At 73.5% G+C, this 16,076-nt stretch carries 19 protein-coding genes; 6 read left to right on the top strand and 13 right to left on the bottom strand.

What is annotated here, in order from left to right:
* Positions 1 to 14: 14 nt before the first annotated feature.
* A complete protein-coding gene (ddaH, locus tag ACGFI9_RS19810) occupies positions 15 to 848 on the top strand; it encodes a dimethylargininase (protein WP_393179636.1) in 834 nt (277 codons plus the stop codon).
* A gap of 75 nt (positions 849 to 923) precedes the next feature.
* Here ddaH and ACGFI9_RS19805 read toward each other — a convergent pair whose 3' ends face one another.
* Both ACGFI9_RS19805 and ACGFI9_RS19800 read right to left on the bottom strand, forming a co-directional pair.
* Positions 924 to 2,144, bottom strand: coding sequence for an ABC transporter substrate-binding protein (locus ACGFI9_RS19805; RefSeq protein ID WP_393179634.1), 1,221 nt, complete (start codon positions 2,142 to 2,144; stop codon positions 924 to 926).
* A gap of 47 nt (positions 2,145 to 2,191) precedes the next feature.
* Positions 2,192 to 3,019, bottom strand: coding sequence for an alpha/beta hydrolase family protein (locus tag ACGFI9_RS19800; protein WP_393179632.1), 828 nt, complete (start codon positions 3,017 to 3,019; stop codon positions 2,192 to 2,194).
* Between the two features lie 103 nt (positions 3,020 to 3,122).
* On the opposite strand from ACGFI9_RS19800, the gene ACGFI9_RS19795 reads away from it, so the two are divergent.
* Positions 3,123 to 3,713 carry a bacterial proteasome activator family protein gene (locus ACGFI9_RS19795; RefSeq protein ID WP_393179631.1) on the top strand — a complete coding sequence of 197 codons (591 nt, stop codon included), beginning with the start codon at positions 3,123 to 3,125 and terminating at the stop codon, positions 3,711 to 3,713.
* 58 nt (positions 3,714 to 3,771) lie between these two features.
* On the opposite strand, the gene ACGFI9_RS19790 is transcribed toward ACGFI9_RS19795, so the two are convergent.
* The 3 genes from ACGFI9_RS19790 to ACGFI9_RS19780 form a co-directional block, all read right to left on the bottom strand.
* Positions 3,772 to 4,584 (bottom strand): HAD family hydrolase, encoded by an 813-nt coding sequence (locus tag ACGFI9_RS19790; protein ID WP_393179629.1) that lies wholly within the window; start codon positions 4,582 to 4,584, stop codon positions 3,772 to 3,774.
* Positions 4,584 to 5,405, bottom strand: coding sequence for an HAD family hydrolase (locus ACGFI9_RS19785; RefSeq protein ID WP_393179627.1), 822 nt, complete (start codon positions 5,403 to 5,405; stop codon positions 4,584 to 4,586). The genes ACGFI9_RS19790 and ACGFI9_RS19785 overlap by 1 nt, the downstream gene beginning before the upstream one ends.
* A gap of 165 nt (positions 5,406 to 5,570) precedes the next feature.
* A complete protein-coding gene (locus ACGFI9_RS19780) occupies positions 5,571 to 6,293 on the bottom strand; it encodes a hypothetical protein (RefSeq protein WP_393179625.1) in 723 nt (240 codons plus the stop codon).
* 120 nt (positions 6,294 to 6,413) lie between these two features.
* On the opposite strand from ACGFI9_RS19780, the gene ACGFI9_RS19775 reads away from it, so the two are divergent.
* The 3 genes from ACGFI9_RS19775 (at position 6,414) to ACGFI9_RS19765 (ending at position 8,167) form a co-directional block, all read left to right on the top strand.
* Entirely contained in the window at positions 6,414 to 6,842 is a 429-nt protein-coding gene (locus ACGFI9_RS19775; protein WP_393179623.1) for an OsmC family protein, read from the top strand.
* A gap of 161 nt (positions 6,843 to 7,003) precedes the next feature.
* Positions 7,004 to 7,348, top strand: coding sequence for a metallopeptidase family protein (locus tag ACGFI9_RS19770; protein ID WP_393180143.1), 345 nt, complete (start codon positions 7,004 to 7,006; stop codon positions 7,346 to 7,348).
* A gap of 96 nt (positions 7,349 to 7,444) precedes the next feature.
* Positions 7,445 to 8,167 carry an AIM24 family protein gene (locus ACGFI9_RS19765; RefSeq protein ID WP_393179621.1) on the top strand — a complete coding sequence of 241 codons (723 nt, stop codon included), beginning with the start codon at positions 7,445 to 7,447 and terminating at the stop codon, positions 8,165 to 8,167.
* Positions 8,168 to 8,210: 43 nt separating this feature from the next.
* On the opposite strand, the gene pheA is transcribed toward ACGFI9_RS19765, so the two are convergent.
* The 5 genes from pheA to ACGFI9_RS19740 form a co-directional block, all read right to left on the bottom strand.
* Positions 8,211 to 9,167 carry a prephenate dehydratase gene (pheA, locus tag ACGFI9_RS19760; protein ID WP_393179619.1) on the bottom strand — a complete coding sequence of 319 codons (957 nt, stop codon included), beginning with the start codon at positions 9,165 to 9,167 and terminating at the stop codon, positions 8,211 to 8,213.
* A 10-nt stretch (positions 9,168 to 9,177) separates the two neighbouring features.
* Positions 9,178 to 9,699: a hypothetical protein gene (locus ACGFI9_RS19755; protein ID WP_393179617.1), complete on the bottom strand. Its 522-nt coding sequence runs from the start codon at positions 9,697 to 9,699 to the stop codon at positions 9,178 to 9,180.
* An 81-nt stretch (positions 9,700 to 9,780) separates the two neighbouring features.
* Complete coding sequence (locus ACGFI9_RS19750; protein WP_393179615.1) at positions 9,781 to 10,170, bottom strand: ACT domain-containing protein; 390 nt, start codon at positions 10,168 to 10,170, stop codon at positions 9,781 to 9,783.
* Between the two features lie 74 nt (positions 10,171 to 10,244).
* Positions 10,245 to 10,700, bottom strand: a complete 456-nt coding sequence (locus tag ACGFI9_RS19745) for a PAS domain-containing protein (protein WP_393179614.1) — start codon at positions 10,698 to 10,700, stop codon at positions 10,245 to 10,247.
* A 230-nt stretch (positions 10,701 to 10,930) separates the two neighbouring features.
* A complete protein-coding gene (locus ACGFI9_RS19740) occupies positions 10,931 to 11,668 on the bottom strand; it encodes a hypothetical protein (protein ID WP_393179612.1) in 738 nt (245 codons plus the stop codon).
* Positions 11,669 to 11,831: 163 nt separating this feature from the next.
* On the opposite strand from ACGFI9_RS19740, the gene ACGFI9_RS19735 reads away from it, so the two are divergent.
* Positions 11,832 to 13,043, top strand: coding sequence for an arginine deiminase (locus tag ACGFI9_RS19735; RefSeq protein ID WP_393179610.1), 1,212 nt, complete (start codon positions 11,832 to 11,834; stop codon positions 13,041 to 13,043).
* Between the two features lie 48 nt (positions 13,044 to 13,091).
* Here the strand turns inward: ACGFI9_RS19735 and ACGFI9_RS19730 are convergent, their stop codons facing one another.
* The 3 genes from ACGFI9_RS19730 to ACGFI9_RS19720 all read right to left on the bottom strand — a co-directional run bounded on the left by ACGFI9_RS19730 (position 13,092) and on the right by ACGFI9_RS19720 (position 16,054).
* Positions 13,092 to 13,976 (bottom strand): DUF5926 family protein, encoded by an 885-nt coding sequence (locus ACGFI9_RS19730; RefSeq protein ID WP_393179608.1) that lies wholly within the window; start codon positions 13,974 to 13,976, stop codon positions 13,092 to 13,094.
* 141 nt (positions 13,977 to 14,117) lie between these two features.
* Positions 14,118 to 14,534, bottom strand: a complete 417-nt coding sequence (locus ACGFI9_RS19725) for an ATP-binding protein (RefSeq protein ID WP_393179606.1) — start codon at positions 14,532 to 14,534, stop codon at positions 14,118 to 14,120.
* 65 nt (positions 14,535 to 14,599) lie between these two features.
* Entirely contained in the window at positions 14,600 to 16,054 is a 1,455-nt protein-coding gene (locus tag ACGFI9_RS19720; protein WP_393179605.1) for an ATP-binding protein, read from the bottom strand.
* Positions 16,055 to 16,076 lie beyond the last annotated feature (22 nt).

The following is a 16,076-nucleotide window of genomic DNA, read 5'->3' as shown; positions in this document are numbered from 1 at the left end:
TACCGTACCTACTCTTGGTGACCGTGAACCAGCAGCGAGTCCCGCGAAAGCGGACATACCTCATGTGCTCGCCCGAGCACTTCGCGGTCGAGTACGCGATCAATCCGTGGATGGACGTGACCGCGCCGGTCGACGCGGAGCTGGCGGTCAAGCAGTGGGACCGCCTGCGGGAGACGCTCGTCGGCCTCGGCCACGAGGTGCACCTGCTCACCCCCGAGCGCGGGCTGCCGGACATGGTCTTCGCGGCCAACGGCGCGTTCGTGGTGGACGGCACGGTCTACGGCGCCCAGTTCAAGCACGAGCAGCGGGCCGCCGAGGCCGCCGCGCACCGGGCGTTCTACGAGGAGCACGGCTGGCGGTTCATCGCGCCGAGCGAGACCAACGAGGGCGAGGGCGACTTCGCGTACCTGCCGGACGCGCACGGTGGGCTGATTCTCGCCGGCCACGGCTTCCGGACCGAGCTGGCGGCGCACGCCGAGGCGCAGGAGGCGCTCGGCCGGCCGGTGGTGTCGCTGCACCTGATCGACCCGCGCTTCTACCACCTGGACGTGGCGCTCGCCTCGATCGACGACGAGAACATCGTCTACTACCCGGGCGCCTTCTCCGCGGCCAGCCAGAAGGTCCTCGCCCAGCTCTTCCCCGACGCGGTGCTCGCCGACGACGAGGACGCGCTGGCCTTCGGCCTGAACCTGGTCAGCGACGGCCTGAACGTCGTGCTGAACAGCGAGGCGACCCGGCTGGCCGGCAAGCTCAAGGCGGCGGGCTACCACCCGGTCCCGGTCGAGCTGGCCGAGCTGAAGAAGGGCGGCGGCAGCGTGAAGTGCTGCATCGCCGAGCTGCGCCACTGAGGGCGCGCACCCGGCACCGGACACGGAACGGGCGGCCGCCCGCGGGGAGGCCGCCCGTTCCGTGTACGAGGGGGGTCAGCCGAGCGTGGCCAGCTCGTTGACGACGACGTTCGACAGCAGCCGGCCGTCGAGCATGACCCGGCGCAGGTACCACTTCTGCTGCGGGGTACGCGGCTGGTTGAACTGCCAGGCGCCGCGCGGGCTGTCGATCTGGCCGATCTTGCCGAGCGCCAGGTTGACCGCCTGCGGGGTCGTGTAGTCGCCGACCAGCCGGATCGCCTTGTCCAGCACCTGTGCGGCGTCGTACGAGGCCATCGCGTAGGTGGTCGGGGAGGCGTTGTAGGTCTTCCGGTACGCCGAGGCGAACACCCGGTTCGCCGTGTTGTTCAGGTCGGGCGAGTAGTTCAGCGCCGTCTCGATGCCGTGCTTGAGGATGCGCGCCCGCTGCTCGCCCTCCTCCCCGTCGTCCAGCTGGCTCAGCACGGTGCCCTCGGTGAGGAAGCCGGGGGCGTAGAGCTTGCCCTCGTAGCCCGCGTCGTAGAGCTGCTTGATGAACTGCACCGCGGCGGTGCCCGCGTAGTTGCAGAAGATCGCGTCGGGCCGCTTGCCGAGCGCCTTCTGGATCACGCCGGCGAACGCCCCCTTGCCGGGGTTGGGGTCGTCGCTGGTCAGCACCGGATCCTCGGTGAGCCGGTGGCCCTCCTGCTCGTAGCCGCGGCGGAAGCCGTCGATGACGTCCCGGCTGCCGGTGCCCTGCGGGGCGAAGATCGCGATGCGGCCGGAGACGCCCTGCTGCCGCAGGTACGCGCCGAGCGCCTCACCGGGCTCGTCCAGCACGTACGAGGTGCGCCAGATGTAGACGACGCTCTGCAGGCTGGTCGGCGAGGCGTTGGAGCCGATCAGGGGCACCCGGGCCTGCTCGACGGTGTCCCGGATGCCGGACATCACCGCGGAGCTGACCACGCCGGTGAGCGCGAGGACGCCCTCCTTGACCAGCCGGTCCACGGCGGCCTGTCCGCTCTTGGCGTTGTCGCCCTCCTCGGCTGGGACCAGCGTCACCGGGTGGCCGCCGAGCTGCTGGTTGTTGAGGCTGAGGAAGAGCTGGAAGCCGTTGGTGATCTCGTCACCGATGGCCTTGTTCGGGCCGATGCTCGGGACGATCAGCCCGATCTTGATCGGACTGCGGGGGCTGGGCGTGTCCTCGGTGTCGGTGTCGGAGCCGCAGCCCGCCGCCAGCCCGGTGGTACCCAGTGCGGCGAGCAGTTGGAGTGCCCGCCTGCGGTTCATCTGCGACACCGATTTCCTTCCTGACAGGGCTGCCGGGCGCACGCCCCATCGGCGTTCTACCTGCTCCGCGACTCTGCGTCAATGGTCGGAAGATCATCGTGCAGGGACCGCAACGCAGCCACCACCTCGGGCCAAGCCGCCGAAGTGGGGGAGATTAGTCCGAAATGCTCGCATTCCGGCAGCTCAATCAGCGTGGCGGGGCTGCCCGCCGCCCGGGCCGCAGCCACCCAGGAGCGGCTGATAGCGAGCGGGACCTGCTGGTCGAGGCCCCCATGCACGACTACGGTGCGTGGTCGGAACGGCACCAATGCCGATGGATCGGTGGCCGCGTACCGCTCGGGGACGTCCGCCGGGCCGCCGCCGAGCAGCGCGGCCACCGCCCCGCCGTCCAGGTCCAGCCGGTACGCCTCGGCCAGGTCGGCGACCGGGGCCAGCGCGAGCACGCCGGCGACGCTGGCCGGGGCCTGCGCGGCCGCGTAGAGCGCCAGGTGACCGCCCGCCGAGTGGCCGACCAGGATCGGCGGCCCGGGCGCCACCCGACCGGGCAGCGCGGCGGCCGCCAGCCCGGGCAGCGCGGCCACCCCGGCGAGCACGTCGGCGAGGGTGTTCGGCCAACCGCCGTCGGGCTGCCCGGTGCGCCGGTACTCCAGCTGGGCGACCGGGTGGCCGAGCGCGGCCAGCGCGGTGGCCATCGGGCCGGTGTGGCCGCGGTCGTACTCGGCCCGCCAGAAGCCGCCGTGCACCACGACCACCAGCGGCCGGGCCGGGCCCGTACCTGCGGGCCGGCGCAGATCGGCAAGCTGGTCCGGGTGGTTGCCGTAGGCGACCGTGGCGTCCGGCGGCGGGGACGGCTGGGTGAGCACGGCGCGCGGGTCTGCGGACATGTCGGCGACGGTAGCCGGTGCGCCGGCGTGGGTGGCCCGCCCGGGTGGTTCAGGGGGCGCGGGGCCCGTCCCGGCGCGTGCCGGTGGCGGGGGGTGGGTAAAGATGGGTGCCATGACCGAAGCGCATTCCGCCGGACACAACGACGAGCAGGACAAGGACGGCATCCCCGGCACGGTGGTGGTGGTCGGGCCGGACGGTCGGCCGGTCGGCACGGTGCAGACCGACGAGGGCCAGGGCGAGGACCCGACCCGCCTGGTCGAGCAGCCGGCCAAGGTGATGCGGATCGGCAGCATGATCAAGCAGCTGCTGGAGGAGGTGAAGGCGGCCCCGCTCGACGATGCCAGCCGGCACCGGATGCGCGAGATCCACGAGCGGTCCATCGTCGAGCTGAAGGAGGGCCTCGCCCCCGAGCTGCGCGAGGAGCTGGAGCGGATCTCGCTGCCCTTCACCGAGGACAAGGCGCCCAGCGAGAGCGAGCTGCGGATCGCCCACGCCCAGCTGGTCGGCTGGCTGGAGGGGCTGTTCCACGGCATCCAGGCCGCGCTGGTCGCCCAGCAGATGGCCGCCCGCGTACAGCTCGAGCAGATGCGCTCCGGCCGGGCCGCGCTGCCCAGCGGCCCCGGCGGGATGGCCCCGGGCATGCCGGGCATGCCGCCGACCAACGAGGGGCACGCGCCCGGCCAGTACCTCTGACCCGGCGGCCGGCGCGGCCGTACCGCCTGACCGGCTGGGCGCGGGCGCGCCCGGCCGGTCAGGCCACCCCGAAGACCTGCTCCAGGTACGCGGCCACGCCGTCCTCCTCGTTCGCCCCGGTCACCTCGTCGGCGATCTCCAGCACGGCCGGGTGCGCGTTGGCGACCGCCACCGCCCGACCGGCCCAGGTCAGCATCGGCACGTCGTTCGGCATGTCCCCGAAGGCCAGCACGTCCCGCTCGTCGATCCCGAGCCGGCCGGCGTACCAGGCCAGGCCCGCCGCCTTGGTCACCCCGGCCGCGGAGATCTCCACCAGCCCGCTGTACGAGGAGTGGGTCGCCTCGGCCAGCCCCTCCAGCGCCCCGGCGACCACCCGGACGAACGCGTCCGGGTCCTGCTCGCCGGCCCGGGCGAGCAGCTTCACGGCGGGCGCGGCGAGCAGCTCGTCGGGCGACTCGACCGCCCGGATCGCGTCGAGGTCGGCGTCCCAGCGCAGCGGGTAGTGCGACTCGTGCCGCATCTGCCGGCTGTCCACGATCTCCACCGCGAAGCTCACCCCGGGCACCGCGGCCCGCAGCCGGCGGGCCACCTCGGCCAGCAGTTCGGGTGCGAGCGGGTCGGCCCGCAGCACCTCGTCGGCGACCGGGTCGTACACCACCGCGCCGTTGGCGCAGATGGCCGGCAGCGGCTCGGCGAGTTGCTCGTACACCAGCGGGAGCCAGCGGATCGGGCGGCCGGTGACCAGCACGACCGGGGTGCCCGCCGCGGCGATCCGGGCCAGCACGGCCGCGGTACGCGGGCTGAGCGTCCGGTCGTCCCGCAGCAGCGTGCCGTCGATGTCGGTGGCGATCAGGCGAGGTGGCTCTCCCATCACCGGGAGAGTAGCCGGTCGAGGTAGACGGCGACGCCGTCGTCGTCGTTGCGCAGGGTGATCTCGTCGGCCGCCGCCCGGACCTCCGGGTGGGCGTTGGCGACCGCCACCCGCGCCCAGCCGGCCCAGGCGAACATCGGCAGGTCGTTGGGCTGGTCGCCGAAGACCAGCACCTCCGCCGGGTCGACGCCGAGCCGCTCGGCGACCACGCTCAGCCCGGTGGACTTGTCCACCCCGGGCGGGCAGATCTCGATGAAGCCGAGGCCGGCCTGGGTGAGCGTGGCCAGCTCCGGCGGGACGATCGTGCGGGCCACCGCCAGCAGTTCGTCCACGTGGTGGTCGGCGGTGCGGGCGAACGCCTTGATCACGTCGCAGGAGAGGCACTCCTCGCGGCTGCGCGCCTCGAACCGGTCCTGGTACGGCCAGCTGGCGTGGTAGTCCCCCCACAGCGGCGAGTCGTGCTCGTCCGACGCCTCCACCATCACGGTCAGCGGGCCGACCGCGGCCTCCAGGTCGGCGAGCAGCCGGGCCAGCACCTGGCCGGAGAGCCGTTCGTCCCGCAGCACCAGCGGCCCGTCCGGGTCGCTCTGGTCGACCACCCGGCCACCGCCGGCCATCACCAGGAAATCGGCGGCGCGGATGTCGTTGCGGGTGAGTTCGGTCAGGCGCGGTCCGCGTCCCGTCGCGCCGACCACCGGGATCCCGGCGGCCCGCACCCGGTCGAGCACCTCGTGGGTGTACGCGGAGACGGTGTCGTCGCTGCGGACGAGCGTGCCGTCGAGGTCGGTGGCGATCAGCTTGGGCAGTCCCGGGCGGGTCATGGTTCCTCCTTCGCCCGCCGCCGTCGCGCCGGCCGCCCTGGTCCTCGGTGCCTGGGCCCACGAACGGCGGGCAGCAACCGTATCTCGCGGAACCGGCCGCAACCATGGCTTTTCGGCGAATCGGACACCAACCCGCGGCGACCGCCGGGTGTCCGACCGTGCAGGTCAGTGCGGGTCGGGATGGGCGAACGGCACGGTGGGTTCCACCGTCAGGTCGGCCGGCGCGGGAGGTAGCTCGTCCTCGCGCGACCGGCGTCGGCCCGGCGCCGGCCGTCCGCCGTCCGCCGTGCCGGGGTCGCCGTCCGGTTCCGGTGCCGGGTCGAACGCCCGCCCGGACAGGTGGAGCGCGGCGGCGAGCAGCGCGGTGGCCACGAAGGCGCTGACCAGGCCACGCCCGTACTCGACCCGGAAGCCGTCCGCCGAGGAGTAGAAGAGGGTGCGCTGGCTCGAGTCGTCCAGGGAGAAGGCGGCGGCGGTCAGCACGGCCAGCACCGCCGCGGCGAGGCCCAGACCGGCCACCCGGGCGTTCTGCCGGACGGCCGTGGTGCCCCGCAACGCGAGCGCCGCCGCGACGGCCAGGCCCAACAGGCCCACCAGGTAGCCGACCCCGAAACCGCCCACGTCGGCGACGCCGACGGGAACCCGGATGGGGCTGTTGCCGTCCGGGCCGCCGTTCGGCACCGTCATCACCAGCCACTCGCCGACCAGGGAGGCGATCGCGGCCACCGCGCCGAGCCCGACGAGCACCGGGGGCAGGCGGTGGTCCCGGGCGAGGCCGGCGAGGGAGCGGCCGGCCCGGCGGGCCGGGACGGGTTCGCCGTCGCCCCACTCCACGACGGTCGTGCCGTCCGACCGGTCCTGCCTGGGGATGGGGAGATCCTGGGACATCGGCCACCCTTCCGCGTACGCGGGTCTGCGTCGAATCATGACACACCCGGCAGGGGTGACAAGGACCGCAAGCGCGTCGCGCCGGTGCGGGGCCGCCCGCTTTCGGATAGCGTCGGTGCCATGCCTATCCGTACCGCTTCCGCACGTTGGCAGGGCAACCTCACCGAGGGTGCCGGCACGGTCCGCACCGGCAAGGGCGGCCTCGCCGGCAACTACTCCTTCAAGTCCCGGTTCGAGGAGGGCGAGGGGACCAACCCCGAGGAGCTGATCGGCGCCGCGCACGCCAGCTGCTTCTCGATGGCCCTCTCCAAGCAGCTCGCCGACGCGGGCGCCACCGACACCTCGGTCGAGACCGCGGCCAAGGTGCACTTCGACAAGACCGACGCGGGCATGACCGTGACCCGGATCGACCTGGAGACCGTCGGCCAGGTCCCGGGCATGGACGAGGCGCAGTTCACCAAGCTGGCCTCGGCGGCCAAGGAGAACTGCCCGATCTCGCGGCTGCTCTCCCCGGGCGCGCAGATCACCCTGAACGCCCGCCTCGCCTAGCGCGCGCCGCCCGCCCACGCCGGGCGGACACCGCTCCTGGAAGCCGCAGATTCACGGAAAGAGTGCCTGTCCCGGGCCGGACAGCGCCTCTTTCCGTGAATTTGTGCGGATCTTGGCGGGCGACGGGGCGGCGCGCTTGGGGGGAGAATGGCGGCGTGGCCGTGGAGATGAGCCGGGAGCGGTTCGAGGAGCTGGTCGGCGAGGCCCTCGACGAGGTGCCCGAGGAACTGCTCGGGCTGATGAACAACGTGGTCATCCTGGTCGAGGACGACCCGCCCCCGGGCGAGGACCTGCTCGGCCTCTACGAGGGGCACGCGCTCACCGAACGGGGCTGGGACTACTCCGGCGTCCTGCCCGACCGCATCCTCATCTACCGCCGCCCGATCCTGCGCATCTGCGACACCGAGGAGGACGTCGTCGAGGAGGTCGCGGTGACCGTGGTGCACGAGATCGCCCACCACTTCGGCATCGACGACGACCGGCTGCACGCCCTCGGCTGGGGCTGACCGGGTCCGCGCTGCGCCCCGCTCGGCCGATCCCCCGCCTTGCGCGGTTCCCCTAGCCTGCGGGCAGGCACACCCCGATGCAGGAGGAAGAAGCCCATGCGCAGCGCGCTGTTCTCCGCGGAGAACCTTGAGAAGGAGTCCCAGCAGCCGGGCATGCGGCTGCAGAACTCCAAGATGCTGAAGATCGAGCTGAACGGCGAGGCGATGGCCCGCGTCGGATCCATGGTCGCGTACCAGGGTCAGGTGCAGTTCCAGGCGCTCGGCTCCGGCGGTATCGGCAAGTTCATCAAGCAGCGGCTCACCGGCGAGGGTGTCCCGCTGATGAAGCTCAGCGGCCGGGGCGACGTGTTCCTCGCCGACCTCTCCAAGGACGTGCACATCATCGACCTGGAGCCCGGCGACGCCCTCTCCATCAACGGCTCCAGCGTGCTCGCCTTCGACTCCACGCTGACCTACGACATCAAGATGGTCAGCGGCGTGGGCTTCGCCTCCTCCGCCGGCCTGTTCAACTGCGTCTTCACCGGGCACGGCCGGATCGCCATCACCACCAAGGGCACCCCGGTGGTGCTCAACGTGGACGCGCCGACCTACGTCGACCCGCAGGCCGCCGTCTGCTGGTCGGCCAACCTCCAGACCGGGTACCACCGCGCCGAGCAGCTCGGCCTCGGCACGCTCCTCGGCCGCAGCACCGGGGAGGCGTTCACCATGAGCTTCGCCGGTCAGGGCTTCGTCGTGGTGCAGCCGTCGGAGGAGCCTCCGGTGCAGGGCAGCGGGGCCCAGCAGCAGCAGGGCGGCCTGCTCGGCGGCCTGCTGCAGTGACCGTCCGGTGCGGGGACGCCCGGACCGGGCGTCCCGCGCACCGTCAGCTCAACTCGCCGGCGCGCAGCCGGGCCAGCCAGGCCGCCGCGTCGGCGTAGTCGGCGTCGGAGAGGCCGGCCGGCGCGGGGACCGGCCGGTCGTTCGCCGCCGGGCTCCAGCGGTGCCGGGGGTACGACCCGAGGAAGCGGACGTCCGCGCAGACCCGGCGGAGCCCCTGCAACGCCTCGCCGAGGCGTACGTCGGCGACGTGGCCGGTGCAGTCGAGGAAGAAGACGTACCGGCCGAGTGCCTCGCCGGTCGGCCGGGACTCGATCCGGGTCAGGTTCACCCCGCGCACGGCCAGCTCCATCAGCACGGACAGCAGCGCGCCCACCCGGTCGTGGACGATGTAGACCGCCAGCGAGGTCACGTCGTCCCCGGTCGGCGGCGGGGGCGGCCCGGGGCGGGAGAGCAGCGCGAACCGCGTCACCGCGTCCGGGTGGTCGGCGATCTTGTCGGCGAGCACGGCCAGCCGGTGCCGGGCCGCGCCGATCGGGGCGCAGATCGCGGCGTCGTACTCGCCGGTCGCCGCGCCCGCCGCGGCGGCGCCGTTGGAGAGCACGTCGACCACCGTCGCGTCGGGCAGGTGGTCGCGGAGCCAGTTGCGGCACTGGGTGGACGCCTGCGGGTGCGCCGCGAGGCTCCGGACCTCGGCGAGCGAGACGCCCGGTCGGGCGGCGAGCACGAACTCCACCGGCAGGATCACCTCGCGGGTGATCACCAGCGGCTCCCCCTCGGCCAGTTCGTCGAGGGTCACCCCGACCGCGCCGCCGATGGAGTTCTCCAGCGGCACCAGCGCGGCGTCCGCCTCTCCGGCCCGTACGGCGTCCAGCGCCTCGCCGACGCTGCGGGCCGGCGTGCGGCTGCCCCGTTCGGCGGCGGGCACGGTACGCAGCGCCTGCTCGGCGAAGGTGCCCTCGGGACCCAGGTAGACGAAGCGGGTCGGCGGTGTTCCCGGCATGGCGACCAGCCTACGCACCCGGGGTGCCGTCGCAGGCCAGGGTCCGGATGCCGGGCGGGCCGGCGGCGCGTACCTCGGCGGAGCAGACGTCCGTCCCGGCGGTCACCAGCTCCAGGGCGTTGGGCTTGCCCCGGGTGACCACCTGGAGCTCCTCGTGCCCGCTCACCGCCAGCACGGTGTACTGCCAGTCCGCCGCGCAGAGCGGCCCGGTCCGGACGGTGACCCGGACGTCCCGTGGCAGGACCCCGGCCCGGCCGCGCAGCAGCGACACCACGCGGTCGCTGGCGGGTCCGGCCGCGCAGGCGGTGGCGACCAGGTCGGCGGGGCTGGGGGCGGCCGCCGGGGTGGTGGGCGTGGCAGGGGTCGCCGGCGTCGCGCTGGGCGTGGCGGTGGGCGTGGCCGAGGCGGTGGCGGGCGGGGCGGTCGACTGGCGCAGCTCGGGCGGGGCGCCGCAGCCGGCGAGGGCCAGCAGGGCGACCAGGGCCGCCAGAAGGCTCCGGCAGCGGGCGGTGGGGCGTGGGGTGGGTGACACGGTCCGATCCTCGGCATCGACGGACGTCGTTAAGGCGACTGGCCGAGCCCATCGTAGGAGGATCGCCCGATCGCGTGAAGGTCACTTGTGAATCCGGTGGCCGGCCCGCTCCAGCGCGCTCGTCGCCTCGGCCAGCCGGACGGTGGGCACCAGCACGTGGTCGGTGTCGTACGTGGAGAAGGCCACCACGTTCACCCGTGCCCGGGCGAGCGGGTCGATCAGCGCGGCCAGGGTGCCGGTCAGCGGCAGGTCGAGCGGACCGACGATCCGCAGGCAGCGCCAGTCGGTCTCGACGACCGCCTGCTCGGGGACCCGACCGGCCGGGCAGATCAGCGAGATGCCGTCGACGGTCCAGCTCACCGTCACCACGTCCCCGTCGCCCAGCTCGCGCCACACCCGCTGCGGCAGGGCGGTGCCGGCCGGCAGGCGGCACACGGCGTACTCGCCCGGCAACAGTGCGACATCGAGCATGAGGGCACCCTACGGCGTCGGCGAGGGACCGCCCAGGTATCGCCCGGTGCGCCGAACTCGCGCGTTTTCGCAGGTCAGACGCGAGAGAAGAAGGTGAGCGATCCGGCGACCTCGCCCTCGGCCAGCACCGGGGTGGAGATGGCGTCGACCGTGGTCCCGACGTCGTCGCCCGACCCCTGGACCCGGAGCAGCCCCCGGGCGAGCCGCCCGGAGTGCAGCGCGAGCAGCGGCGGGATCTTGTCGGATTCCTGCTCGGTCAGCTCGCTCGGCTGGGCGGTGAAGTCGACCAGGCGCAACCCGCCCTCCAGGAGCGGCCGGCCGATCACGTCCTCCGGCGCGCCGAGGCAGAGCAGGTCGCAGCCGGACGCGGAGATCGCCACCACGGTGGTGTCGCCGTCGATCAGCAGGCACGGCTCGGCGGCCCGGGAGACGATGCCCGACCACTGCCCGAAGTTGTCGGACTCCTGCTCGGCCGGGGTCCCCGCCGCAGGGGGGAACACTTCCGAGAGCGAGAGCTCGACGTGGGCCACCGCGCCTCCTATGTACACCGACGGTCCGTCCACGCTAGCCGGTCGTCACGGCGGCCGCTCGACCGCGCTCGGTCCACCGGCCACCGGTGCTGCTCGGGAATCCGGGGCGTCGGCGGGACCGGGGACGGATGTCGGTGCGACGGGTTTCTGGTGCCGGGCGGCCGGCGACGGCGCGGCCGACGGAAACCACCGGGGGCGGATCCGCGGACCGCGTGGCGTCGCCGGAGACGTTACCGCCGGGCGGCCCGCTTGTCAGCGGCCGTTCGGCCCTCGTCGTACCACCGGTAGTCGGCTGCTGGACGGTACGTGCCGTTGAGCCAGGTGGCGGGGGCCTGGGCGACCCGGGAGAGCTTCTCGGCGGTGGCCGGGCTGATGCGGTTGCCCCCGGCGACGAGCAGGCGGTCCAACTCGCGGTGGGTGGCCATCAGACAGTCCTTCGGCAGGCCGTACACGCTGATCACCCCGGATCCGACGAAGGTCAGCACCGGGGTGACGGGGATCGGCAGGCCCACCGCGTCGGAGAGTGCCTTGCTCGCCCGCTTCGCGTCCCGGCGGGCCTCGGCCACATAGGGGGGACGCTTGCCGTTGATCTGCACCACGTCGCCGGCGACGAGCACCCGGGCGCGGCCATGGTCGGCGATGGTGACCGCGAAAAGGCCGCTCGGTCCGATGGCGAGGAACCCGGCCCGCTCGTCCTGACCGCGGTCGAGGAGAACGTCTGCGGCGTCGGTGCGGGGCCACTCGATGACGTGCCAGGCGGGCCCGAGGTGGTCGAGCTGACCGAGGGCCCGGGCCCCGGCCGCCTCCAGCCGGCGCGCACCCCGCTCGGCCCGGCGGCGACGGGCCCACTCGAGGGGGGTCGGTCGGGCCGGTTCGAGCACCGAGGTGGACTCCACCCGGGGGTGTGGCAGTGCGACGGGCGGCAGCGCCCGGGTGGGTACGGCTCGACGAGCGGGAAAGACAGTCATCGCGACCTCCGGCAAAAGGTCTCTCGAAGTTATGTCTCCACTACCCTACGTTGCCTACCCCCGTGCTCGGCAAGTTGGAGCGCCGGAATGAGTGCGGATGAATGCCATATTCATTCACACTTCTTTTCCCGGATGGTGCGGAAGCCTGCCCTACGCTGCGAGAGTGACCCACTACGTGGACAGCGAGGTCGGTCGGCTCGGCACCGTGCTGCTGCACCGCCCCGGGCCGGAACTCGCCCGCCTCACCCCACGCAACAACGACTCGTTGCTCTTCGACGCTATCCCATGGGTGGGAAGGGCGCAGGAGGAGCATGACGCCTTCGCCGCCGCCCTGCGCGAACGCGGGGTGGAGGTGCTGTACCTCGCCAGCCTGCTGGCCGAGACGCTCGCCGTGCCGGACGCCCGGGCCGAGCTGACCGAGCTGGTGCTCCGCTCACCCCGGCTGGGCGACACCTTGCGTCGGCGGATCGCCGACCATCTCGCCTACCTCGACCCGGCCGCCCTCGCCGACGTCTTCGTGGCCGGGCTGGCCCATGAGGAACTGCGGATCGGCCGGGACCGGCCGGGCGGTCTGGTCTGGACGCTGATGGACCGGCACGACTTCGTCATCGATCCCCTGCCGAACCTGCTCTTCACGCGGGACTCCTCGGTGTGGATCGGGGAGCGGGTCGGGGTGACCAGCCTGGCCATGACCGCCCGGCGGCGGGAGACCAGCCTCACCGACGCCATCTACCGCCACCACCCGCGCTTCGCCGGCACCGAGTTCGTCTACCACCCCGAGCTGGAGCACCTGGAGGGCGGCGACGTGCTGCTGCTCGCGCCGGGCGTGCTCGCGGTCGGGGTGGGCGAGCGGACCACCCCGGCCGGTGCGGAACGGCTCGCCCGGCAGGTGTTCGCCGCCGGCCTGGCGCACACCATCCTGGTGGTGCCGATCGCCCAGGAGCGGGCCACCATGCACCTGGACACCGTCTGCACGATGGTCGACGTGGACGCCGTGCTGATGTACCCGAACATCGCCAGCACGCTGTTGGCGTACACGGTGATTGCCGGGGCGGACGGCGACGAGCCCCGGGTGGACGGGCCGGCGCCCTTCCTGCGCGCCGCGGCCGACGCGATGGACCTGGACCAGCTCCGGGTGATCGACACCGGGCTCGACCCGGTCACCGCCGAACGGGAGCAGTGGGACGACGGCAACAACACCCTCGCCCTGGCACCCCGGCTCTGCGTAGGCTACGAGCGCAACGTGGAGACCAACGCCCAGCTGGAACGGGCCGGCATCGAGGTGATCGCGATCGCCGGCTCGGAGCTGGGCTCCGGCCGGGGCGGCCCGCGCTGCATGTCCTGTCCGCTGGTCCGCGAGCCGCTGCGCCGCTGACGGCGACGGGCCCCGGTCGACAACCGGGGCCCGTCATGGCAGACCAGGTCAGCGCAGGGTGAGCTGGCGGCCGAGGAGCCCCTGCCGGGCCCGACGGCCGGCGGCGTCCAGCGGCTCCTTCTCCTCCAGCGCCTCGGCGTACCGCTTGGCGAACTCGGTCACCGGCTCCTCCCAGTCGGCGGCCGGGACGTCCTCGGGCAGGTCCCAGACCGGCACCAGCCGGCCGTGTGCCCGGAACATGCCGGCGAAGCGGGTCTGCTCGCCGAGGGTCAGCGTGCCGGCCACGCTGAGCCGGGACAGCGCGTCCAGCGCCACGTCCTCGTCGTCGGGGAGCACCCAGCGCACGTGCGCCTTCTCCGGCACCTGGCACCAGTACGCGGCGCGCGCCGCCGCCAGCTTGACGGTCGGGTAGATCGCCGCGTTGGCCCGCTCCAGGGACGCCTGCACGTTCGGGTCGTCGGCGGCGCCGGGATCCAGCCAGAACTCGAAACCGTCGTGCATGGTGATCTCCAGCGGGCCGTCCACCAGGACGTCCTGGAGCCGGGGACCGGGACCGGGCAGCGGCGGCACGCTCACCTGGCCACCCGGCTCGGTACGCAGAGCGCAGAGCAGCGCCTCGGCCAGGTCCCGGGAGACGTCGCCGGACTGCTGGTGGCGCTGCAGGCCGATGAAGACCCGCCCGTCCGGCTTGGTCATCGCGGGGGCGGCCATCGGCAGCACGGTGGCCAGGGTGACCGGGCGGTCGCCGTACTCCCCGACCAGCTCGGGGGTCACCTTCAGCGGCGCGGAGGCGGCCGGGACCAGCTCGCGCAGCGCGATCCACTCCGGCTCGTCGACCAGACCCTCGAACGGTCGGGGCACGAAGACGTCGCGCACCTTCTCCCGCTTCGGGGTGGCTTCGGCTACCCGCTGGCTCTTTCGACGCTTGCTCATGCGGTCGCCTCACTCCGCTCGGCGGCCGCGTGAGGCTCCACCGCACAGAGCCTGATGATTCGCTCGCTGCGCTCGCTCATGGCGACACAGCCTAGATGCCGGGTGGGACCGGGGTGGGCAGGACCCGCCTCCGGACGCCGGTCAACCCGCCACGACCAGGTCCGGCCGGGGCGAGCCGGTCGGGTCGAACTCGGCCCAGACGCTCTGGCCGAGGCCGTCCCGCTCCACCCCCCAACGGCTGGACAGGCCGGAGACGATGTGCAGCCCGCGCCCGTCGATCGAGTCGGGGGTCGACGGCCGCATCAGCGGGCCGGATACCGACCCGCCGTCGGTCACCCGGAGCTGGACGGTCTGCCCGTCGGTGCCGGAGCGCAGCCGCCAGGCCACCCGAACCACGCCGCCGGGCAGCGGATCCGCGTGCCGCACGGCGTTGCCAACCAGCTCGGCGAGGACGGCGACCAGGTCCGCCAGCAGGGCCGGGGGCACGACGTCGGCCAGCTCGCCGGCGAGCCGGTGCCGGGCGAGGCGCGCGCCGGTGGCGTGGTGGGGCACCACCACGCACCACGATCGTTCGCCCGGACCCCTCGCCACCGTCGTCCCTTCCACCCCCGGGCACGCCCAGGTCATCCCCGCGGCAGCCACACCTCTGCGACCGTACCCCCACCGACCCTCGGCCGGAGGGATACCCATCCATTCTGCTGTTCAACGATCTGCCGGACGAGATAGAGACCCAGTCCCGCCCCCGGGTAGCGGCGCCGGTCACCGGACTCGCCCTGCCAGAACCGGTCGAACGCCCGTTCCACGTGCTCGGGACGGATGCCGATGCCCCGGTCGGCCACCCGGAAGGAGACGGTCCGCTCGTTCGCCTCGGCGGTGACCTCGATCGGGGTGTCCGGCAGCGAGTACTTCCCGGCGTTCGTGCCCAGTTCGGTCAGCACGGTGGCGAGGCTGTGCCGGTCGCCCAGCGCCTTGGGCAGGTCGTCGGGGAGATCGAGGACGATCCGGTGCCGGACGTCCGCCGGCAGGTCGGTCACTGCGGTCCGCAGCGCCTCGCCCAGGTCGAACGGGGCGGCCGGCTCCCCGCCGGGCCGGTGCTCCGTGGCGGCGGTGAGCAGCCGGTCGACCAGCCGGGCGAGTTCGTTGGCGCGCTGTCCGATGATCATCGCGGCCTGCCGCCGGTCGACGTCGCTGAGCGACTCCCAGTGGTCGGTGAGGGTGTCCGCGTACCCCTTGATCACGGTGACCGGGGTGCGCAGCTCGTGGCTGGTGACCGCGACGAAGAGGTCCCGGTCGTGGTCGCGGCGCTGCTGGTCGGTGATGTCCCGGAAGGTGACCACCCGCAGGCCGCCGGGGCCGGGCAGCTCCCCGGCGGTGATCCGCAACCAGCGCCCGTCCGGCAGGCGGTGGTCCAGCACCTGGCCGGGTGGGGGCAGCGGGAAGGGCAGCGGGCGGTTCAGCGCCTCGCCCGCCGGCCGGCCGGTCACCTGGGCGGCGGCCGGGTTCCAGAGCCGTACGTGGTGCTGCCGGTCCACCACCGCCAGGCCGTCGGCGAGCGCCGCCACCACCGGGCCGTCCCCGTGCACCGGCAGGCCGGTCTGGTCGCCGTACATGTGGCCGATGCAGGCGGCGACGTACCCGATGACGGCGCGCTGGGCGGCGTCGAGCGGCTCGCCCTCCGGGTAGAGGGCGTGCAGGCTGCCCACGGTGAGGCCGCCGATCTCCGCCCGGGCGACGATCATCCGGCACAGCCCCCGCCCGGCCACCTCCACGGCGAGCGAGCCCGGGATGGCGTCCACCCGGACCTCGCGGACCGGCGGACCGGAGAGCAGGCAGACGGTGGCCGGGTCGGTGGCCGGCAGGGGGCGGCCGATGACGAACTCCGCGCTGCCGGTCGCCGCGATCACCCGGCCCCCGGCCGGCGCGAACTCCACCCAGACCAGGCCGGCCGCGCCGACGGCGGGCTCCACCACCTGGAGCAGCCGGGTCAGCACGGAGAGGCCGGACTCGCCGGCGTTGATCCTGGCGATCACTTCGGTGTGGCCGGTGATGAGGGCACTGAAGTCGGTTCGCTCCGGCATGTCCCGAGTGTGCCGCGCCGAC

The organism is Micromonospora sp. NPDC048930, from assembly GCF_043197935.1.
In the GTDB taxonomy this organism is placed as follows: domain Bacteria; phylum Actinomycetota; class Actinomycetes; order Mycobacteriales; family Micromonosporaceae; genus Micromonospora.
The sequence above is the reverse complement of the archived record's forward strand: the minus strand, read 5'-3'. Positions and strand labels throughout refer to the sequence as shown.